The sequence below is a fragment of the Burkholderia ambifaria AMMD genome (assembly GCF_000203915.1).
In the GTDB taxonomy this organism is placed as follows: domain Bacteria; phylum Pseudomonadota; class Gammaproteobacteria; order Burkholderiales; family Burkholderiaceae; genus Burkholderia; species Burkholderia ambifaria.
Genome location: NC_008390.1, coordinates 479,916 through 501,087, shown reverse-complemented (window position 1 = coordinate 501,087; position 21,172 = coordinate 479,916). Strand labels below are relative to the sequence as shown.

Sequence of the window (21,172 nt, the reverse complement as noted above, 5' to 3'; positions counted from 1 at the left end):
GTCGGTTAATTAATCGATCCGATCCCTCTCAACGTCCATCAGGCTGCCGTCATGACCCATGCACTGTTCACGAAGCACGAAGACACGCTGAAACACGCCCTCGCCGCCATCGAGAGCCGCGGGTACTGGAGCCCGTTCGCGGAGATGCCGAGTCCCAAAGTGTACGGGGAAAGCGCCAACGCCGATGGCGAAGCGGCGTTCAAAGCACACCTCGGCAACACGTTCGTGCTCGACCAGCCGGCGTCCGCCGGGACCGTGGGCGCGGAGCAGTCGCCGTACGGGATCGCACTCGGCGTCCGCTATCCGAAATCGACGCCCGACGAGCTGATTGCAGCGGCCGCAGCTGCCCAGCGGGCATGGCGCGAAGCCGGCCCGAGCGCGTGGATCGGCGTCAGCCTCGAAATCCTTGCGCGGCTGAACCGTGCAAGCTTCGAGATTGCCTACAGCGTGATGCACACCACGGGCCAGGCGTTCATGATGGCGTTCCAGGCCGGCGGCCCGCATGCGCAGGATCGCGCACTCGAAGCAGTCGCCTATGCGTGGGACGAACTGCGTCGCATCCCTGCCGATGCGCACTGGGAAAAGCCGCAAGGCAAGAACCCGCCGCTCGCGATGCACAAGCGCTATACGATCGTCCCGCGCGGCACCGGCCTCGTGCTCGGCTGCTGCACGTTCCCGACGTGGAACGGCTACCCCGGCCTGTTCGCCGACCTGGCGACCGGCAACACGGTGATCGTCAAACCGCACCCGGGTGCGATCCTGCCGCTTGCGATCACGGTTCGCATCGCCCGCGACGTGCTGCGCGAGGCAGGCTTCGATCCGAACGTCATCACGCTCCTCGCAACCGAACCGAACGACGGCGCCCTCGTCCAGGACCTCGCGCTGCGTCCTGAAATCAAGCTGATCGACTTCACGGGCAGCACGCAAAACGGCACGTGGCTCGAACGCCATGCCCATCAGGCCCAGGTGTATACGGAGAAGGCCGGCGTCAACCAGATCGTGATCGACTCGACCGACGACCTGAAGGCCGCGGCGAAGAACATCGCGTTCTCGCTGGCGCTGTACTCCGGCCAGATGTGCACCGCGCCGCAGAACATCTACGTGCCGCGCGACGGCATCCGGACCGCGGACGGCCACGCAAGCTTCGACGAAGTCGCGCAGGCGATCGCCGTGTCCGTGCAGAAGCTGACCGGCGACCCGGCTCGCTCGGTCGAACTGATCGGCGCGATCCAGAACGACGGCGTGACCGCGCGCATCGGCGATGCCCGCAAGCTCGGCCGCGTGCTCGCCGACAGCCAGACGCTCCAGCACCCGGCGTTCGCCGACGCGCGCGTGCGCACGCCGCTGGTGCTGCAGCTCGACGTGGCCGACCGCGCGAAATTCACGCAGGAGTGGTTCGGCCCGATCTCGTTCGTGATCGCGACCGACTCGACCGCCCAGTCGCTCGATCTCGCCGGCGAAATCGCCGCGGAGCATGGCGCGCTGACGCTCTCCGTCTACAGCACCGACGAGAAGATCCTCGACGCCGCGCACGATGCGGCGGTGCGTGGCGGCGTCGCACTATCGATCAACCTGACGGGTGGTGTGTTCGTCAACCAGTCGGCCGCGTTCTCCGACTTCCACGGCACCGGTGCGAACCCGGCCGCAAACGCGGCGCTGGCCGACCCGGCGTTCGTCGCCAACCGGTTCCGCGTGGTGCAAAGCCGCGTCCATGTTGCGCCGAAGGCAGTGCCCGCGGAAGTCAGCCAGACTGCATAACCCGAATGGCCGACGTGCAAACGCCGCCACATTCCCTACCATGAACGAATCCGCCACCCGGCGGGTTCGTTGCACATCGACATATCCATGACCGACGCCTACATCTGCGATGCGATTCGCACACCCATCGGCCGCTACGGCGGCGCCCTGAAAGACGTTCGTGCCGACGATCTCGGCGCGGTGCCGCTCAAGGCGCTGATCGAACGCAACCGGAACGTCGACTGGTCGGCGATCGACGACGTGATCTATGGCTGCGCGAACCAGGCCGGCGAAGACAACCGCAACGTCGCGCGCATGTCCGCGCTGCTCGCGGGCTTGCCGACCGCCGTGCCGGGCACGACGCTGAACCGGTTATGCGGCTCGGGCATGGACGCCGTCGGCACGGCCGCGCGCGCGATCAAGGCGGGCGAGGCACGCTTGATGATCGCGGGCGGCGTCGAAAGCATGACGCGCGCGCCGTTCGTGATGGGCAAGGCCGCCAGCGCATTCGCGCGCCAGGCTGCGATTTTCGACACGACGATCGGCTGGCGTTTCATTAATCCGCTGATGAAACAGCAATACGGCGTCGATTCGATGCCCGAGACGGCCGAGAACGTCGCGGTCGACTACAACATCAGCCGCGCCGACCAGGATCTATTCGCGCTGCGCAGCCAGCAGAAGGCCGCGCGTGCGCAGCAGGACGGCACGCTCGCCGCCGAAATCGTCCCCGTCACGATTGCGCAGAAAAAAGGCGACGCGCTCGTCGTATCGCTCGACGAGCATCCGCGCGAAACATCGCTCGAAGCGCTCGCGAAGCTGAAGGGCGTCGTGCGTCCCGACGGCTCGGTCACGGCCGGCAACGCGTCAGGCGTCAACGACGGCGCATGCGCACTGCTGCTCGCCAACGCGGAAGCCGCCGATCAATATGGGCTGCGCCGCCGCGCGCGTGTCGTCGGCATGGCGAGCGCCGGCGTCGAGCCGCGCGTGATGGGTATCGGCCCGGCGCCGGCCACGCAGAAACTGTTGCGCCAGCTCGGCATGACGATCGACCAGTTCGACGTGATCGAGCTGAACGAAGCGTTCGCGTCGCAGGGTCTCGCGGTGCTGCGCATGCTCGGTGTCGCCGACGACGATCCGCGCGTGAACCCCAACGGCGGTGCGATCGCGCTCGGCCATCCGCTCGGCGCATCGGGTGCGCGGCTCGTGACCACGGCGCTTCACCAACTCGAGCGTACGGGCGGCCGCTTTGCGCTCTGTACGATGTGCATCGGCGTCGGCCAGGGCATCGCGATCGCGATCGAACGCGTGTAACCGACGCGCCGCGCGCCTATAACGAAGTCATGAAGGAGACTCTGCATGTCATATCAGGCGATCCAGCTGGATATCGATCAGGCGGCCCGCGTGGCCGCGATCACCCTCAACCGTCCGGACAAGCTGAACAGCTTCACGCGGGCGATGCACCGCGAACTGCAGTCGGCGCTCGATGAAGTCGACGCGAGCGGCGCGCGTGCGCTGATCCTGACGGGTGCGGGGCGCGGCTTCTGCGCGGGCCAGGATCTGGCCGACCTCGACTTCACGCCAGGCGCGTCCACCGACCTCGGCACGCTGATCGACGAGCATTTCAATCCGCTGATCCGCCGCCTGCAACGCATGCCGATTCCGGTGATCGCCGCCGTCAACGGCACGGCGGCCGGCGCCGGCGCGAATCTCGCGCTCGCATGCGACATCGTATTTGCCGCGCGCTCGAGCAGTTTCATCCAGGCCTTCGTCAAGATCGGGCTCGTACCCGATTCGGGCGGCACCTGGTTCCTGCCGCAACGCGTCGGCATGGCCCGCGCGCTCGGGCTCGCCCTGACCGGCGACAAGCTCGGGGCCGAACAGGCCGAACAATGGGGCTTGATCTGGCGCGCGATCGACGACGATGCGCTCGCCGCGTCGGCCCGTCAGGTCGCCAACCAGCTCGCGCAGCAGCCGACGCTCGCGATCGCATCGATCAAGCAGGCGATGCGCGACAGCATGACGAATACGCTCGACCAGCAGCTCGACCTCGAGCGCGACCTGCAGCGCAAGCTCGGCCAGTCGGCCGACTACGCGGAAGGCGTACAGGCGTTCATCGAGAAGCGCGCGCCGCGCTTCGAGGGGCGTTGACATGACCACGTCCACCGACACGCTCGCCCCCGATGCGCTCGCCCGTGCGACGGCGCAGGCCATGTACGATGCGGACGCCTGCAGCCGCGCGTTCGGCATGGAAATCGCCGAAGTGCGCGCCGGCTACGCTCGCCTGCAAATGCGCGTACGGCCGGAATTCCTGAACGGACACCAGACCTGCCACGGCGGCATCATCTTCACCCTCGCCGATTCGACGTTCGCGTTCGCGTGCAACTCGTACAACCTGAATACCGTCGCGGCGGGCTGCTCGATCGAATACCTGCGCCCTGTATACGGCAATGACCAGCTGACGGCCGAGGCGATCGAACAGACGCGCAACGGCCGGTACGGCATCTACGACATCCGCGTCACGAACCAGACAGGCGAAACGGTCGCCATGTTTCGCGGCAAATCGGCCCAAATCAAGGGCACGGTCCTCCCGGAAGACCGCTGACGCGCACGGCTCGCTCATAACAATCACTGGAGACACGCATGACCACCCCGCTACCGCTCGAGCCGATCGAGACCGCCTCACGCGACGAGTTGACCGCGCTGCAACTCGAACGCCTGAAATGGTCGCTCCGGCATGCGTATGAGCACTCCCCCGTCTATCGCCGCAAATTCGACGAAGCGGGCGTGCATCCCGACGACCTGAAAACGCTCGCGGATCTGTCGCGCTTCCCGTTCACGACCAAGAGCGACCTACGCGACAGCTATCCATTCGGGATGTTCGCGGTGCCGCAGGATCAGATCTCGCGCATTCACGCGTCGTCGGGCACGACCGGCAAGCCGACCGTCGTCGGCTACACGGCGCGCGACATCGACACGTGGGCGAATCTCGTCGCGCGCTCGATCCGCGCGGCCGGCGCGCGCCGCGGCGACAAGGTTCACGTCAGCTACGGCTACGGGCTATTCACGGGCGGGCTCGGCGCGCACTACGGCGCCGAACGCGCGGGGCTGACGGTGATCCCGTTCGGCGGCGGCCAGACCGAGAAGCAGGTGCAGCTGATCCAGGATTTCCGCCCCGACATCATCATGGTGACGCCGAGCTACATGCTGTCGATCGCCGACGAGATCGAGCGCCAGGGCCTCGATCCCGCGCAAAGCTCGCTGCGCATCGGCATCTTCGGCGCGGAACCGTGGACCAACGACATGCGCGTGGCCATCGAGCAGCGCATGGGCATCGATGCGGTCGATATCTACGGGCTGTCCGAAGTGATGGGTCCGGGCGTCGCGTCGGAATGCGTCGAGACCAAGGACGGCCCGACCATCTGGGAAGACTACTTCTATCCGGAAATCATCGATCCCGAGACCGGCGAAGTACTGCCGGACGGCGAACTCGGCGAGCTGGTGTTCACGTCGCTGACGAAGGAAGCGCTGCCGATCGTCCGCTACCGGACACGCGACCTCACGCGTCTGCTGCCCGGCACCGCGCGCACGATGCGCCGGATGGAAAAAATCACCGGGCGTTCGGACGACATGATGATCGTGCGGGGCGTCAACGTCTTTCCGACGCAAATCGAGGAACAACTGCTGAAGCAGCGCGCGCTCGCGCCGCACTATCAGATCGTGCTGACGAAGGAAGGGCCGCTCGACGTGCTGACGCTCAACGTCGAGCCGTGTCCCGAAACGGCCCCCGACACCGCGGCGATCCATGCGGCCAGGCAAGCGCTCGCGCACGACATCAAGTCGCTGATCGGCGTGACGGCCGTGATCAACGTGCTGCCCGTGAACGGGATCGAGCGCTCGGTCGGCAAGGCGCGCCGCGTGATCGACAAGCGCAAGGGCTGACACCCGCCGCGGCCCCATCGCCTCGCGAAGCAGGAATCGCTTGCACAAAAAAACAGTCCGACCGGCCACCAAACCGATCGGGCTGTTTCGTTCGATGCCCGGCTACACGTGCACGCCGGCACCGCCGCGCATCACGAATTCGGGAACAGCAGCCACATCCGGCCGGTCTGCTTCATCCGCCCGGCCTGATCGCCGGCGTCGTCGCCGAGCCCCCAGAAATAGTCGGCCCGCACGCCGCCCCGGATCGCGGAGCCCGTATCCTGCGCGAACACGAGCCGGTTCATCGGCGTATTCGTCAACGGACGCGTGGTCTGCAGGAACACGGGCGTGCCGAGCGGGATCGACGACGGATCGACCGCGATCGAACGCTCGGGCGTGAGCGGCACGCCGAGCGCGCCGATCGGGCCGTCCGCGCCGCCGTGCGGCGCATCTTCCTTGGTCGGCATGTCACGGAAGAACACGAAGCGCGGATTCGTGTCGAGCAACGCGTCGACGCGAGTCGGGTTCGCCTTCGCCCACGCCTTGATGCCCTGCATCGTCGCCTGTGCAGGCGTCAACTCGCCGCGATCGAGCAGCCACTTGCCGATCGAACGGTACGGCTGGTTGTTGGTCCCGCCGAAACCGACCCGCATCACCGAGCCGTCGTCGAGCAGCACGCGTCCGGAACCCTGCACCTGCAGGAAGAACGCCTCGATCGGATCGTCGACCCACACGAGTTCGTTGCCGTTCAGGATGCCGGCGCGCTCGAGCTGCGCGCGAGCGGGCAGCGCGGCGCCGGCGCGATAGCCTGCCGGCCAGCGGTACAGCGCGTACTGGTAAGGACCGCGACGCACGCGCGAGCCGTGCAGCAGCGGCTCGTAATAGCCGGTCACGAGCCCGTCGAGCGTGCCGTCGGTGTTCGCCAGCTGGAACGGCGTGAAATACGTTTCGAAGAATGCACGCGCGCCGCTAACGTCGAGTTCGTCGAGGCGATCGGCCGCCGCGCACGCGCGCTGCCACGCCGGCTGGCGCGCGAGCCGCACGCAGTTCTGCCGCAGCGCGGCCGCCGCGCCGATCAGCGAATCGTCCTGCCAGCCGGGCACCTGCTGCCAGGCGACCGGCGTCAGCCGCTTCGCGGCGATCTGCCCCGGCACGATCGCCGTGCCGGTCGGCGGCTTGAGCGTCGACGTCCGCGTCGGCGCGCCGCCGCACGCGGCAAGCAGTGCGGCCGTCGCGGCCGCCGCAATCCAGCCGGCCAGCCGGGGCCCAAACCACATACAATGTCCGTTCTTGATGGAAACCGCCATGTCAGATTTTCTCGACCAATATCCGATGCTCATCTTCGCGCTCGAAGCTTTCGTAGCGCTCGCCCTGCTGATCTTCATCGTCGTGTGGACGTCGTCGGGCAGGAAGAAGCACGCCCGCGGCAACGACCGCCAGCCGCGCTGACCGCCCTCGCACGCTCAATGCAGCGTGCGCGGCATGTGCAGCGCAAATTCCTCGACCGGCGCCTCGAACCGCTCGCCGTCCTCCGCCACGCAGAAGTACGCGCCGCGCATCGTGCCGACCGGCGTCGCGATCACTGCCCAGCTCGTGTATTCGAAGTGTTCGCCCGGCTGCAGCAGCGGCTGGTGCCCGACGACGCCGAGCCCCTTCACTTCCTGCACGTGGTTCTCGCTGTCCGTGATGATCCAGTGACGCGCGATCAGCTGCGCCGCGACCTGCCCGGTATTGCGGATGGTCAGCGTGTACGCGAATGCGTATTGACGTCGATCGGGGTCGGATTGTTCCGGCAGGTAGCTGGTTTTCACCGAAACGGTGAACTGATACTGACTCATGATGTTTCCGCTGTAGGTAAGCGCCCGCGCCGATTCGAGCGGCCGGGCCGCGGGCGCGCCGCATTGGTTCGGCATTCTATGCGCAATCGGGCCGCCACCGCACGGCCTGTCGCCGCGCAGCGGGTCGCCGGACGGTAGAATGACGGTTTTGCGCCGCAGCGTCCCCGCTCCCCTGTCATGACTCAATTTCGCATCGCTCCCAGCATCCTGTCGGCCGACTTTGCACGGCTCGGCGAAGAAGTCCGCAACGTGGTCGCCGCCGGCGCCGACTGGATTCACTTCGACGTGATGGACAACCATTATGTGCCGAACCTGACGATCGGCCCGCTCGTGTGCGAGGCGATCCGCCCGCACGTGCAGGTGCCGATCGACGTGCACCTGATGGTGCGCCCGGTCGACCGGATCGTGCCCGATTTCGCGAAAGCCGGCGCGAACCTGATCAGTTTCCACCCGGAAGGCTCGGACCACATCGATCGTACCCTGTCGCTGATCCGCGATCACGGCTGCAAGGCCGGCCTCGTGTTCAATCCGGCCACGCCGCTGAACTATCTCGACCACGTGATGGACCGCCTCGACTTCGTGCTGCTGATGTCGGTGAACCCCGGCTTCGGCGGCCAGTCGTTCATTCCGGAAACGCTGAACAAGCTGCGCGAGGCCCGTGCCCGCATCGACGCGTACACCGAGCGCACCGGCCGCGAGATCCTGCTCGAGGTGGACGGCGGCGTGAAGGCCGACAACATCGCGGAAATCGCGGCAGCCGGCGCGGACACCTTCGTCGCGGGTTCGGCGATCTTCGGCAAGCCCGACTACCGCACGGTGATCGACGAGATGCGCGCCGCGCTCGCGACCGTCGAGCGGAGCTGACGCCGTGGCCGATTCCTCGCTGGCGGGCCGGGCACCGGCCGAAGCCGACGGCCCGATCCGTTTCGCGGCGCCGCGCATCGACGCGGCGCTGATCGACCTCGACGGCACGATGGTCGATACGGCCGACGATTTCACGGCCGGGCTGAACGGCATGCTCGCGCAGCTCGGCGCGCCGGCCACGTCGCGCGACGAGGTGATCGGTTACGTCGGCAAGGGCTCCGAGCATCTGATCCAGAGCGTGCTGAAGCCGCGCTTCACGCCCGACCAAGCGCACGCGCGCTTCGACGACGCGCTCGCGATCTATCAGACCGAATACGCAAAGATCAACGGCCGTCACACGCGCCTCTATCCCGAGGTCGCGGCCGGCCTCGACGCGTTGCGCGCGGCCGGCATCCGGCTCGCGTGCGTGACGAACAAGCCGCACCGCTTCGCGGTCGAGCTGCTCGAGCAATACGGGTTGATCGATCGCTTCGGCATCGTGCTCGGCGGCGACAGCGTCGCGCGCAAGAAGCCTGATCCCCTGCCGATGCTGGCGGCCTGCGACGCGCTCGGCGTCGCGCCGGACGCGGCGGTCGCGATCGGCGACTCGGAAAACGACGCGCTGGCGGGCCGTGCGGCCGGCATGGCGACGCTGACGGTGCCGTACGGGTACAACCACGGCAAAGCTATACAAACGATAAATTCGGATGGTATAGTCGATTCGTTGCTGGTCGCAGCACGCGCGATCACCGCGCACAACGCCGGCCGGCCAACCATCTGATTATTTCTTCCATCCGCATGTTTCTGAATAAAAAACGGAGTCTGAGCAGCATCGACCGGGGAGCCTGGCCCTGGCGTCGCTGGTCGCGCTAACCTCTTCGATGAGGTACGCTGAGGCACGTCTTCAGCGCCGTTTTTTATCTCGCTGCGCATCCGCGCGCCGATCGTCGCACCACCTCGAGTTCCACCGCGCCCGAACGCTTGCGTTCAGGATCGGCCGCAGGCTCGCGACGCTCACGCCCGGAATGCCGGCCGGCAACAGGCACTTCTCGATCGACCGCCCTTTCGCCGACGGCAGCCCGCGCAGCGTCAAGTGATCCCTGGCGCACACCGCCGCTCGTCCCGAACAGGACCGGAACATGACCGAACTCGAATTCCAATCGCTCGCGAACGAAGGCTACAACCGTATCCCGCTGATCGCGGAAGCGCTCGCCGACCTCGAAACACCGCTGTCCCTCTACCTGAAGCTGGCCCAGCCTGAACGTGCGGGCGCCAACTCGTTCCTGCTCGAGTCGGTGGTCGGCGGCGAACGCTTCGGCCGCTATTCGTTCATCGGCCTGCCTGCACGCACGCTGGTGCGCACCCGCAACGGCGTGTCCGAAGTGGTGCGCGACGGCGAGGTCGTCGAGACCCACGACGGCGACCCGTTCGAATTCATCGAGTCGTTCCAGGCGCGCTTCAAGGTCGCGCAGCGCCCGGGCCTGCCGCGCTTCTGCGGCGGCCTCGCCGGCTATTTCGGCTACGACGCGGTGCGCTACATCGAGAAGAAGCTCGCGAACACCGCGCCGCGCGACGATCTCGGCCTGCCCGACATCCAGCTGCTGCTCACCGAAGAAGTCGCGGTGATCGACAACCTCGCCGGCAAGCTCTACCTGATCATCTATGCGGATCCGGCCCAGCCCGAGGCCTATACGAAGGCGAAGCAGCGCCTGCGCGAGCTGAAGCAGCGCCTGCGCACGACCGTGCAGCCGCCCGTCACGTCGGCGAGCGTGCGCACCGAGACGTTCCGCGAATTCAAGAAGGAAGACTATCTGGCCGCCGTGCGCCAGGCGAAGGAATACATCGCGGCCGGCGAACTGATGCAGATCCAGGTCGGCCAGCGGCTGACGAAGCCGTACCGCGACAATCCGTTGTCGCTGTATCGCGCGCTGCGCTCGCTGAATCCGTCGCCGTACATGTATTACTACAACTTCGGCGATTTCCACGTGGTCGGCGCGTCGCCGGAAATCCTGGTGCGCCAGGAAAAGCGCGGCGAAGACCAGATCGTCACGATCCGTCCGCTCGCCGGCACGCGCCCGCGCGGCAATACGCCCGAACGCGACGCGGAACTCGCGACCGAACTGCTGAACGATCCGAAGGAAATCGCCGAGCACGTAATGCTGATCGACCTCGCGCGCAACGACGTCGGCCGCATCGCGCAGATCGGCTCGGTGCAGGTCACCGACAAGATGGTGATCGAGAAGTACTCGCACGTGCAGCACATCGTCAGCTCGGTCGAAGGCAAGCTGAAGCCCGGCATGACGAACTACGACGTGCTGCGCGCGACGTTCCCGGCCGGCACGCTGTCCGGCGCGCCGAAGGTGCGCGCGATGGAACTGATCGACGAGCTCGAGCCGGTCAAGCGCGGGCTGTACGGCGGTGCCGTCGGCTACCTGTCGTTCTCCGGCGAGATGGATCTCGCGATCGCGATCCGCACGGGCCTGATTCACAACGGCAACCTGTATGTGCAGGCGGCGGCCGGCGTCGTCGCCGACTCGGTGCCCGAATCCGAATGGCAAGAGACCGAAAACAAGGCGCGCGCGGTGCTGCGTGCGGCCGAACAGGTCCAGGACGGCCTCGATAGCGACTTCTGACCGGAGACTGACCATGCTGCTCATGATCGACAACTACGACTCGTTCACCTACAACCTGGTCCAGTATTTCGGCGAACTGGGCGAGGACGTGCACACGTACCGCAACGACGAAATCACGCTCGACGACATCGCGCGGCTGAACCCCGACGCCATCTGCCTGTCGCCCGGCCCGAGCAACCCGCAGCACGCGGGCATCACGCTCGACGTGCTGCGCGAATTCGCGGGCAAGAAGCCGATTCTCGGCGTCTGCCTCGGCCACCAGGCGATCGGCGAAGCATTCGGCGGCCGCGTTGTGCGCGCGAAGACCATCATGCACGGCAAGGTGAGCCGGATCGAAACCGACTGCCGCGGCGTGTTCGCCGACCTGCCGAAGCATTTCGACGTCACGCGCTACCACTCGCTCGCGATCGAACGCGAGTCGCTGCCCGACTGCCTCGAGGTGTCCGCGTGGACCGACGACGGCGAGATCATGGGCGTGCGCCACAAGACGCTGCCGATCGAGGGCGTGCAGTTCCACCCGGAATCGATCCTCTCCGAGCACGGCCATGCGCTGCTCGAGAATTTCCTGAAGCAGAATCGCGCAGCGGCCCACGCGGCCGCGCCGGCCGCCTGACGGGAGACGCACGATGACGATTACCCCGCAGGAAGCGCTGCAGCGCACGATCGAGCACCGCGAAATCTTCCACGACGAAATGCTGCATCTGATGCGGCTCATCATGCGCGGCGACATGTCGCCCGTGATGGCGGCCGCGATCATCACCGGGCTGCGCGTGAAGAAGGAGACGATCGGCGAGATCGCCGCCGCCGCGACCGTGATGCGCGAATTCGCGAATCACGTCGAGGTGCAGGACAACTCGAACTTCGTCGACATCGTCGGCACGGGCGGCGACGGCTCGCACACGTTCAACATCTCGACCGCGTCGATGTTCATCGCGGCAGCGGCCGGCGCGAAGGTCGCGAAGCACGGCAACCGCGGCGTGTCGAGCAAGTCCGGCAGCGCCGACGTGCTCGACGCGCTCGGCGTGAACATCGACCTGCAGCCCGACCAGGTTGCCGCGTCGATCGCCGAAACCGGCATGGGCTTCATGTTCGCGCCGAACCACCACCCGGCGATGAAGAACATCGCGGCCGTGCGCCGCGAGCTCGGCGTGCGGACGATCTTCAACATTCTCGGCCCGCTGACCAATCCGGCCGGCGCGCCGAACCAGCTGATGGGCGTGTTCCACCCCGACCTCGTCGGCATCCAGGTGCGCGTGATGCAACGTCTCGGCGCGCAGCACGTGCTGGTGGTGTATGGCAAGGACGGGATGGATGAAGTGTCGCTCGGCGCCGCGACGCTCGTCGGCGAATTGCGCGACGGCAAGGTGCACGAATACGAGATCCATCCGGAAGACTTCGGCCTGCAGATGGTGTCGAACCGCACGCTGAAGGTGGAAAATGCCGAGGAATCGCGCACGATGCTGCTCGGCGCGCTGGACAACCAGCCGGGCGTCGCACGCGAAATCGTTACACTGAACGCGGGCACCGCGCTCTACGCGGCCAATATCGCCGAATCGATCGCGGACGGCATCCAGCTCGCCCGCGAAGCGATCGCGAGCGGCAAGGCGCGCGCGAAGGTCGACGAACTCGTGCGCTTCACGCAGCAGTTCAAGCGCTGACTCCCCTTACGAATCAAGCAGGAACCCACATGAGCGACATTCTCGACCGAATCATCGCCGTCAAGCGCGAAGAAATCGCGGCGGCCATGCGCAGCGCGCCGCTCGAGGCACTGAAGCTGGAAGCATCGGCGCGTGACCTGCGCGACTTCGTCGGCGCACTGCGCGCGAAGCAGGCGGCCGGCCACGCGGCGGTGATCGCCGAAGTGAAGAAGGCGAGCCCGTCGAAGGGCGTGCTGCGCGAGCATTTCGTGCCGGCCGACATCGCGCGCTCGTATGCGGCACATGGCGCCGCGTGCCTGTCGGTGCTGACCGACGAGCAGTTCTTCCAGGGCAGCGTCCGCTACCTCGAGGAAGCGCGCGCGGCCTGCACGCTGCCGGTGCTGCGCAAGGACTTCATCGTCGACGCGTACCAGATCCTCGAAGCACGCGCGATGGGCGCCGACGCGATCCTGCTGATCGCGGCCGCGCTCGACACGCCGCTGATGCAGGATCTCGAGGCGTATGCGCACTCGCTCGGCCTCGCGGTGCTGGTCGAAGTCCACGACCGCGACGAGATGGAACAGGCGCTGACGCTGAAGACACCGCTGCTCGGCATCAACAACCGCAACCTGCGCACGTTCGAGACGTCGATCCAGACCACGCTCGACATGCTCGACATGATTCCGCCGGAACGCATCGTCGTGACCGAGTCTGGGATCCTGTCGCGCACCGACGTCGACACGATGCGCGCGGCGAACGTGAACGCGTTCCTCGTCGGCGAAGCGTTCATGCGCGCCGACCAGCCGGGCGAGGAACTCGCGCGGATGTTCTTCTGATGGCGATCGAAACGGAAATCAAGCTCGCGCTGCCGGCCGGTCAGGCCGATGCCGCCCGGCGCTTTTTCGAGACGCTGACTGGCGAAGCCGGCGACGTCATCACGCTCGCGAACGTCTACTACGACACGCCCGATCTCGCGCTGGCCCGTTCGAAGAGCGCGGTGCGCGTGCGCCGCACGCCGCATGGCTGGCTGCAGACCTTCAAGACCGTCGGCAGCGCGCAAGACGGCCTGCATAGTCGCCATGAATGGGAGTTGCCCGTTGCCGGCGATGCGCTCGAAATCGACGCGCTCGTCGCCGCGTGCGACGTGCCGGACGCTGCCGCCGCACTGCGCGACGCGGCGCCGGCGCTGCACGCACTGTTCCGGACGGATTTTTCGCGTACGCTGTGGCGCATCGCAATCGGCGGCGCAACCGTCGAGGCCGCGGTCGACGTCGGCGAGATCGTCGTCCAGACGGAAAACGATACGCGCCGCGAACCGATCAGCGAAATCGAACTCGAACTGATCGACGGCCCGGAAGCGGCGCTCGCGACGCTCGCCGCCGAACTGCAGCAGGCGCTGCCGGGCCTCGCCCCCGAAAACATCAGCAAGGCGCAGCGCGGCTACCGGCTGCGCGCGCAATAAACACGCATCACGCATGGCAACCCGCAAGACTCTCCGCACGCCGCAGCAGGCGTCGCTGTTCGACGATCCCGTGCCGGAAACGGCGCAGGACGATGTTTCCGCTACGGCGCCCGCGCCGGCCGCAGCCGGGCGCAAACCCGCGAGGAAGGCCGCGGCAACCGCCCCGGTTTCCGCCGCGCCGCAGCCCGCGCGCCCCGTTGTCGCGAACATTCCTCACCTCGCCGCGCAGTTCGACGCGCTGCCGGCCGCGTGGCGCGACGTGTTGAAACCGTTCACCGACAGCGACGCATATGCGCCGCTGTGCCGCTTCGTCGACGACGAGCGCGCGGCCGGCAAGACGGTCTACCCGACCGACGTGTTCCGCGCGCTGCGCCTGACGAGCCCGGACGACGTGAAGATCGTGATCCTCGGCCAGGACCCTTACCACGGTGACGATCGCGGCACACCGCAGGCGCACGGCCTCGCGTTCTCGGTGCCGCCGGCCGTCCGCACGCCGCCGTCGCTGCGCAACATCTTCAAGGAAATTGCCGCGAATTTCGGCCACGACACGCCGCGTCACGGCTGCCTCGACACGTGGGCGCGCCAGGGCGTGCTGCTGCTCAACACCGTGCTGACGGTCGAGCGCGGCGCGGCTGCGAGCCACGCGAAGCGCGGCTGGGAGCAATGCACGGACACGCTGATCCACGAACTGGCCAATCGCCATCGCGGGCTCGTGTTCATGCTGTGGGGCGCGCACGCGCAGGCCAAGCGCGCGCTGTTCGATGCGAGCGCCCACTGCGTTCTCGAGGCGCCGCATCCGTCACCGCTGTCCGCGCACCGCGGCTTCCTCGGTTGCCGCCACTTCGCGCTCGCGAACGACTATCTCGTCGAAGCGGGCCGCGAGCCGGTCGACTGGCGCCTGCCTGAAGTGGCCGAAACGCTCGCGTAATCGCGTTCCTCTTTTACCCGCACCACGCAAAACGCCGCGCCCTTTCGGGACGCGGCGTTCTTTCATCCGGCGACGCAACGCGGGTGCGATGCACCCGCGCGGGCCTTACGCGGCAGCGATCGCTTCGCGTGCGCTGGCGAGTGCCGCGCTCTGCGAATCCGGCCCGAGGTTCAGGCCTTCCGCGTGGATGAAGCTCACGTCGGTCAAGCCGATGAAGCCGAGGAACGTGCGCAGGTACGGCGTATGGCTGTCATTCGGGGTACCGAGGTACTTGCCGCCGCGTGCCGTCACCACGTAAACCTTCTTGCCCTTGATCAACCCTTCCGGACCGTTCTCGGTGTAGCGGAACGTGACGCCTGCGCGGGCGATCCAGTCGAAATACGCCTTCAGTTGCGACGAGACGCCAAAGTTGTACATCGGCGCACCGATCACGATGATGTCGGCGGCTTGCAGTTCGGCGATCAGCGCATCGCTCTTCGCGACGATCGCATTCTGTTCCGCGCTGCGCTGGTCGGCCGGCGTGAAGAATGCGCCGAGTACCGATTCGTCGAGGTGCGGCAGACCGTCGGCCAGCAGGTCGCGAACCACGACGTTGGCGCCGGCGTTCGATTGTTGCAGCTTTGCCGTCAGTTCGTTGGCCAGCAGCGTGGATTGCGCACCTTGCGAGCGCGCCGCGGAATTGATTTGCAGAATGGTCGTCATGTCAGGCTCCAGTTGGGCTGCGCTTCGGTAGCGCGAGTGACGCCATTGTGCGTGGCCGCATCGTCGTGAAAAAGCGGCTCAGGGGCGACGGATTGTTGCACCAGCAGAACAATCGATGGTCGCGCCCCTAAAGCCGCTCGTGCAGGATCAGCCCTTGAGCCAGATTTCCCGGGACTTGCGTGCGGCGGCCGGTTTCGCGTCCGCTGTAAGCCGGTAGCGCATGATCTCAGGCCCGTCCAGCTTCAGCTTCGCGGTCCGCAGCTCGTCGCGGCGGAATGCGTGCACCTCGACCTTGTCGCCCGGCCGGTAGCGCGCGAGCAGCGTGTCGAGATTCGTGCCGGTGACGCGCAGCCCGTCGAGCGCGATCAGCGTGTCGCCGGCCGACAGCCCCGCGCGATGCGCGCCGCCGCCCTCGTACACCGCCGCCAGCGTGCAGTCCGCGCCGCCGCGCAGGCGCGCGCCGATCGTCGGTTTCGCGGCCGCGCCAGCCGCGACCTCGGGCGCGAGCGTCACGCCGAACGGCGCGAGCAGTTCGGCGAGCGGCAGGTCGCGCGTGCCGTGCACGGCGTCGGCGAACAGTCGGCCGAGGGCCACGCCCGTCGCTTCCTCGATCAGCGCCTCGACCTCGTTTTCCTCGACGCCCGCCTGCTTGCCACGATAGAACTCACGGCCGTAGCGCTGCCACAGCAGACGCATCACGTCGTCCAGCGACTTGCGGTCGCGCGTCTGTGCGCGGATCGCGAGATCGAACGCGAGCGCGACGAGCGAACCCTTCGTGTAATAGCTGACGATCGCGTTGGTCGCGTTCTCGTCCTGGCGGTAATACTTGATCCACGCGTCGAACGAGCTGTCCGCGACGCTTTGCTTCAGGCGCCCCGTGCCGCGCAGCACGCCGCCGACGGTACGGCCGAGCGCCGCGAAATAGTCGTCCTGCGACATCAGCCCGCTGCGCACGAGCATCAGGTCGTCGTAATACGACGTGAAGCCCTCGAACAGCCACAGCAGCGACGTGTAGTTCTCCCGCGCGAGGTCGTACGGCACGAACGCGGCCGGCTTGATGCGCTTCACGTTCCACGTGTGGAAATACTCGTGGCTGCACAGGCCGAGATAGGTGCGATAGCCTTCCGTCGTTTCCGACCGGCCCTTCACCGGCAGATCGGTGCGGTTGCAGATCAGCGCGGTCGACGCACGGTGCTCGAGGCCGCCGTAGCCGTCGCTGACCGCGAGCGTCATGAACACGTAGCGGTCCATCGGCGCCTTCTTCGATTTCGGCTCGAACAGCGCGATCTGCGCTTCGCACACGCGCTTCAGGTCGGCGCGCAGCCGCTCCATGTCGAGCTGCGTCACGCGCCCGGCGATCACGATGTCGTGCGGCACGCCGTGCGCGTCGAACGTCGCGAGCGCGAATTCGCCGATCGTCACCGGATGGTCGGTGAGTTCGTCATAGTTCGCGGCCCGATATGCGCCGAACCCGTAACGCCTGGTGCCGCGCGCCTCGGGCAGCGACGTGCCGACGCGCCACGTGCGGAACGCCGCGCCCGCCGGTTTCGCGATGTCGACTTCGCACGGTGCATCCTCGCGACCGGCGACGCTCAGGAACACGGCCGTGGCGTTGAAGAAGCCGCCCGATTCGTCGAGATACGCGGAGCGGACCGACAGATCCCACGCGTACACGTCGTAGCGCAGCGTCAGCGTGCCGTTCACCGGCGCGGCCTGCCACGTGTTCTTGTCGGTTTTTGCGATCCGCACCTTGCGGCCCGCGTCGTTGAACGCGGCGAGCGTCACGATGTTGCGCGCGAATTCGCGCACGAGGTAGCTGCCGGGAATCCATACCGGCAGCGAGAAGCGCTGGCCTTCGGGATCGGGATCGGTGACCGTCACCGACACTTCGAACAGGTGCGCGGCAAGATCTTTCGGGGCAATCGAATAACGGATCGGCTGGGTCATCGTGGCAATCGGTCGGAAATCGGACGGAATATGGCGGCGGAAACGAAGAGAGGCGCCGGCAGATACCACGGGCGCCCCTCGCTGGCCGGGCCATGCGGCCCGGCGTGCCGGTCGGTTACTTGCTCGACGCGAGCGCCTGGTTCAGCTGATCGGCCGACACCGCGCCCGGCAGGCGACGGCCGTCGGGCAGGAAGATCGTCGGCGTGCCCGTGACGTTCATCCCGCGGCCGAGCGCGAGGTTCTTGTCGAGCGCGCTCGTATCGCAGTTGCCGGCGCCGGACGGTGCGCGATGGTCGAGCATCCAGCCCTCCCAGCTTTTCGCGCGGTCGGTCGCGCACCAGATCGCCTTCGACTTCGTGGTCGAATCGGGCGACAGCACCGGGTACAGGAACGTGTAGACGGTCACGTTGTCGACCGACTGAAGCGTCGTCTCGAGCCGCTTGCAGTACGGGCAGTTCGGATCGGAGAACACCGCGATCTTGCGTGCGCCGTTGCCCTTGACGACCTTGATCGCGTTCGCGAGCGGCAGGCTCGCGAAGTCGATCTTGTTCAGGTCGGACAGGCGCGCGTCGGTCAGATTCTTGTGCGTCTTGGTGTCGACGAGGTCGCCGAGCAGCACGTAGTCGCCGGCTGCATCGCTATAGATGATCTGCGTGCCGAGGTTGACTTCATACAGGCCCGCGACCGGCGATTTCGACACGCTCTTGATCGGCGCGTCGCTGCCCAGACGCGCTTGCAGCGTGGCTTTCAACTTGTCGGTGGTCTGGTCGGCCTGCGCGGTGCAGCCAAGCGTCGCCATCGTGACGGCCAGCGCCAGCGACGCGATGCGGATCGTTTTTTTCATCCTGTTGTTCCTTCAGCTCAATCGGAGTGCACGTCACAGTGTACGCCGTAACGGAGCCCTGTCCGACAGGCCGGGCGCGCGAAGGTTCGATCAGCCGAGCGCGGCCGATACGAGCCAGCGCTTCACGAGCGGCTGCGCGCCGACGAACGCCATGCCCGCGTTGCGCACCGCCTTCGCGAACGAGCCGGGCACCGCGAACAGCCGCTGCAGCCCGTCGGTCGCGACCATCAGCGCGCGGATGTCCTCGCGGCGCGAACGCTCGTAGCGGCGCAGCAGCACCGTGTCGCCGAGGTTGCGGAAGGATTCCTTGTTCGCGATCGCATCGGCGAGCGCCGCGACGTCGCGCAAGCCGAGATTCATCCCCTGCCCCGCGAGCGGGTGGATCAGGTGTGCGGCATCGCCGACGAGCGCGACGCGCGGGGCGATCAGCTTGTCGACGGTCTGCAGCGCGAGCGGGAAACCGGCGGCCGGCGTCACGCATTCGAGCGTGCCGAGCTGCCCGTGCGATACGCGCTCGACTTCGGCCGCGAGTTGCGCGGGATCGAGCGCGAGCAGTTCGTCCGCGTGCGCGGTGTGCGCGGACCACACGAGCGACACGTGACCATCCGGCAGCGGCAGCAGCGCGATGATCTCGCCGTCGCGGAACCATTGGGTGGCGGTCTCGCGGTGCGGAAGCGATGCCTTGAAGTTCGCGACGACGCCCGTCTGACGGTAATCGCGCCGCTCGATCCTCGCCCCCATCTGGGAACGCACCCAGGAATGCGCGCCGTCCGCGCCGACCACGAGGTCCGCTTCGAGCACTTGCCCCGACGACAGCGTGAGCACGGCTGCATCGTCGCGCACGTCGAAGCCTTGCGCGCGCGCATCGAACCACGTGAGGTTCGGCTGGAACCGCAGCGCGGCGTCGAGCGACGTCTCGATCAGCGACGATTCGGCGATCCAGGCGAGTTGCGGAACGGACGCCTGGTAGGCGGAGAAATGCAGTTCCGCATGCGCGTCGCCGTACACCCGCATGTCGTAGACCGGCGCGAGCCGGCCATGGTCGAGCGCCTGCCAGACCCGCAGCCGCTCCAGCAATGCCTGCGAGCTGGACGACAGCGCGTAGATGCGCGTGTCGAACGCGAGATCGGCGGGGCGCGGCGCCGCCGGCTGGGCGAGCAAGGCGGTCTTGTAGCCGGACTGGGTCAGCGCGAGCGCGGCCGTCTTGCCGACGAGCCCGCCGCCGACCACGGCGACGTCGAAGGTGTGGTGGGCAGTCATGGCGGGCATTATAGCCGCGGGGCCAATCCCTTACGCGGCCGGACTTTGCGGGAAATCAGCAGAATCGCGGGCCGGCCCGGCGGCGCGGCGGCCCGTCGCATCGGGCGTTCGGGGGAAGGCCGGAAACCGGGGCGTCGGCACGGTACAATAGCGGCTTCGAACATCGGCCCGCCGCATCGCAGGCGCCGGCCGTCCCTATTTTTCCCGCGCCGCCGCGCTTTGTCCGGCCGCGCCGCCTCACCGGTCCGAAGGATTCCATGAGCCTCAAATGCGGCATCGTCGGCTTGCCCAACGTCGGCAAGTCCACCCTGTTCAACGCGCTGACCAAGGCCGGCATCGCCGCCGAGAACTACCCGTTCTGCACGATCGAGCCGAACGTCGGCATCGTCGAAGTGCCCGACACGCGCCTGAAGGCGCTGTCCGAAATCGTGAAGCCCGAGCGCGTCGTGCCGGCCGTCGTCGAATTCGTCGACATCGCCGGCCTCGTCGCGGGCGCGAGCAAGGGTGAAGGCCTCGGCAACCAGTTCCTCGCGAACATCCGCGAAACCGATGCGATCACGCACGTCGTGCGCTGCTTCGAGGACGACAACGTCATCCACGTCGCCGGCAAGGTCAGCCCGATCGACGACATCGAAGTGATCAACACCGAGCTCGCGCTCGCCGACCTCGCCACCGTCGAGAAGGCCCTCACGCGCTACTCGAAGGCCGCGAAGTCGGGCAACGACAAGGAAGCGGTGAAGCTCGCCGCAGTGCTCGAGAAGGTGCGCGCGCACCTCGACCAGGGCAAGGCCGTGCGCGGCCTCGATCTGTCGGACGAAGAGCAGGCGCTGCTCAAGCCGTTCTGCCTGATCACCGCGAAGCCGGCGATGTACGTCGCGAACGTGAAGGACGACGGCTTCGAGAACAACCCGCACCTCGATGCGGTGCGCAAGTACGCGGAAAGCGAGAATTCGCCGGTGGTCGCGGTGTGTGCGGCGATCGAAGCGGAAATCGCCGATCTCGACGATGCGGACAAGGAAGCGTTCCTCGCCGACATGGGCATGGAAGAGCCGGGCCTCGACCGCGTGATTCGTGCGGGCTTCAAGCTGCTCGGCCTGCAGACCTACTTCACCGCGGGCGTGAAGGAAGTGCGCGCGTGGACGATCCACATCGGCGACACGGCGCCGCAAGCGGCCGGCGTGATCCACACCGACTTCGAGCGCGGCTTCATTCGCGCGCAGACGATCGCGTTCGACGACTTTGTTTCCTACAAGGGCGAACAGGGTGCGAAGGAAGCCGGCAAGATGCGCGCGGAAGGGAAGGAATATGTCGTGCACGACGGGGATGTGATGAACTTCCTGTTCAACGTCTGAACGTTGCGTGATCGCTTCAGAGAAAAGCCCGCTCATGCGGGCTTTTTTCTTTTCGGCACACCGGCCGCGTC

21 protein-coding genes are annotated in these 21,172 nt (G+C 66.9%); 15 read left to right on the top strand and 6 right to left on the bottom strand.

The features are described 5' to 3' along the window. Positions 1–51: 51 nt before the first annotated feature. The 5 genes from paaN to paaK all read left to right on the top strand — a co-directional run bounded on the left by paaN (position 52) and on the right by paaK (position 5,676). On the top strand, positions 52–1,758 hold the full coding sequence (gene paaN / locus BAMB_RS02275) for a phenylacetic acid degradation protein PaaN (RefSeq protein ID WP_011655881.1): 1,707 nt from the start codon (positions 52–54) through the stop codon (positions 1,756–1,758). Positions 1,759–1,845: 87 nt separating this feature from the next. Further along, positions 1,846–3,048 carry a 3-oxoadipyl-CoA thiolase gene (gene pcaF / locus BAMB_RS02270; RefSeq protein WP_011655880.1) on the top strand — a complete coding sequence of 401 codons (1,203 nt, stop codon included), beginning with the start codon at positions 1,846–1,848 and terminating at the stop codon, positions 3,046–3,048. 45 nt (positions 3,049–3,093) lie between these two features. Beyond that, on the top strand, positions 3,094–3,885 hold the full coding sequence (paaG, locus tag BAMB_RS02265) for a 2-(1,2-epoxy-1,2-dihydrophenyl)acetyl-CoA isomerase PaaG (protein WP_011655879.1): 792 nt from the start codon (positions 3,094–3,096) through the stop codon (positions 3,883–3,885). A gap of 1 nt (position 3,886) precedes the next feature. After that, positions 3,887–4,339: a hydroxyphenylacetyl-CoA thioesterase PaaI gene (gene paaI / locus BAMB_RS02260; RefSeq protein WP_011655878.1), complete on the top strand. Its 453-nt coding sequence runs from the start codon at positions 3,887–3,889 to the stop codon at positions 4,337–4,339. A gap of 38 nt (positions 4,340–4,377) precedes the next feature. Beyond that, entirely contained in the window at positions 4,378–5,676 is a 1,299-nt protein-coding gene (gene paaK, locus BAMB_RS02255) for a phenylacetate--CoA ligase PaaK (protein WP_011655877.1), read from the top strand. Positions 5,677–5,807: 131 nt separating this feature from the next. Here the strand turns inward: paaK and mltA are convergent, their stop codons facing one another. Continuing rightward, positions 5,808–6,932 (bottom strand): murein transglycosylase A, encoded by a 1,125-nt coding sequence (mltA, locus tag BAMB_RS02250; protein ID WP_227739460.1) that lies wholly within the window; start codon positions 6,930–6,932, stop codon positions 5,808–5,810. A gap of 28 nt (positions 6,933–6,960) precedes the next feature. On the opposite strand from mltA, the gene BAMB_RS35790 reads away from it, so the two are divergent. Next, a complete protein-coding gene (locus BAMB_RS35790; protein WP_006758475.1) occupies positions 6,961–7,104 on the top strand; it encodes a hypothetical protein in 144 nt (47 codons plus the stop codon). Positions 7,105–7,118: 14 nt separating this feature from the next. Here the strand turns inward: BAMB_RS35790 and apaG are convergent, their stop codons facing one another. Continuing rightward, on the bottom strand, positions 7,119–7,493 hold the full coding sequence (gene apaG, locus BAMB_RS02245) for a Co2+/Mg2+ efflux protein ApaG (protein WP_011655875.1): 375 nt from the start codon (positions 7,491–7,493) through the stop codon (positions 7,119–7,121). Between the two features lie 177 nt (positions 7,494–7,670). Between apaG and rpe the strand changes: the two genes are divergently transcribed. From rpe to BAMB_RS02200, 8 genes are all read left to right on the top strand, one after another. Then, entirely contained in the window at positions 7,671–8,357 is a 687-nt protein-coding gene (rpe, locus tag BAMB_RS02240; protein ID WP_006752695.1) for a ribulose-phosphate 3-epimerase, read from the top strand. A 4-nt stretch (positions 8,358–8,361) separates the two neighbouring features. Continuing rightward, positions 8,362–9,117: a phosphoglycolate phosphatase gene (locus tag BAMB_RS02235; protein ID WP_011655874.1), complete on the top strand. Its 756-nt coding sequence runs from the start codon at positions 8,362–8,364 to the stop codon at positions 9,115–9,117. A 358-nt stretch (positions 9,118–9,475) separates the two neighbouring features. Beyond that, a complete protein-coding gene (trpE, locus tag BAMB_RS02225) occupies positions 9,476–10,969 on the top strand; it encodes an anthranilate synthase component I (RefSeq protein ID WP_011655873.1) in 1,494 nt (497 codons plus the stop codon). A gap of 13 nt (positions 10,970–10,982) precedes the next feature. Continuing rightward, entirely contained in the window at positions 10,983–11,582 is a 600-nt protein-coding gene (locus BAMB_RS02220; RefSeq protein ID WP_011655872.1) for an aminodeoxychorismate/anthranilate synthase component II, read from the top strand. A 13-nt stretch (positions 11,583–11,595) separates the two neighbouring features. Beyond that, complete coding sequence (gene trpD, locus BAMB_RS02215; protein ID WP_011655871.1) at positions 11,596–12,627, top strand: anthranilate phosphoribosyltransferase; 1,032 nt, start codon at positions 11,596–11,598, stop codon at positions 12,625–12,627. A gap of 29 nt (positions 12,628–12,656) precedes the next feature. After that, positions 12,657–13,442: an indole-3-glycerol phosphate synthase TrpC gene (trpC, locus tag BAMB_RS02210; RefSeq protein ID WP_011655870.1), complete on the top strand. Its 786-nt coding sequence runs from the start codon at positions 12,657–12,659 to the stop codon at positions 13,440–13,442. Beyond that, a complete protein-coding gene (locus BAMB_RS02205) occupies positions 13,442–14,068 on the top strand; it encodes a CYTH domain-containing protein (protein WP_011655869.1) in 627 nt (208 codons plus the stop codon). Before trpC ends, BAMB_RS02205 begins: the two co-directional genes overlap by 1 nt. Before the next feature lie 13 nt (positions 14,069–14,081). Next, a complete protein-coding gene (locus BAMB_RS02200) occupies positions 14,082–14,996 on the top strand; it encodes a uracil-DNA glycosylase (protein WP_011655868.1) in 915 nt (304 codons plus the stop codon). A 105-nt stretch (positions 14,997–15,101) separates the two neighbouring features. On the opposite strand, the gene BAMB_RS02195 is transcribed toward BAMB_RS02200, so the two are convergent. The 4 genes from BAMB_RS02195 to BAMB_RS02180 form a co-directional block, all read right to left on the bottom strand. Next, entirely contained in the window at positions 15,102–15,698 is a 597-nt protein-coding gene (locus BAMB_RS02195) for an FMN-dependent NADH-azoreductase (protein ID WP_011655867.1), read from the bottom strand. 147 nt (positions 15,699–15,845) lie between these two features. After that, positions 15,846–17,645, bottom strand: coding sequence for a M61 family metallopeptidase (locus BAMB_RS02190; protein WP_041491079.1), 1,800 nt, complete (start codon positions 17,643–17,645; stop codon positions 15,846–15,848). 115 nt (positions 17,646–17,760) lie between these two features. After that, positions 17,761–18,489, bottom strand: a complete 729-nt coding sequence (locus BAMB_RS02185; protein ID WP_006752685.1) for a DsbC family protein — start codon at positions 18,487–18,489, stop codon at positions 17,761–17,763. Positions 18,490–18,579: 90 nt separating this feature from the next. Further along, the gene (locus BAMB_RS02180) at positions 18,580–19,758 is read right to left on the bottom strand and encodes a UbiH/UbiF family hydroxylase (RefSeq protein WP_011655865.1); all 1,179 of its coding nucleotides are present in this window, start codon (positions 19,756–19,758) and stop codon (positions 18,580–18,582) included. Between the two features lie 248 nt (positions 19,759–20,006). On the opposite strand from BAMB_RS02180, the gene ychF reads away from it, so the two are divergent. Continuing rightward, positions 20,007–21,101, top strand: coding sequence for a redox-regulated ATPase YchF (ychF, locus tag BAMB_RS02175; protein WP_011655864.1), 1,095 nt, complete (start codon positions 20,007–20,009; stop codon positions 21,099–21,101). Positions 21,102–21,172: the final 71 nt, after the last annotated feature.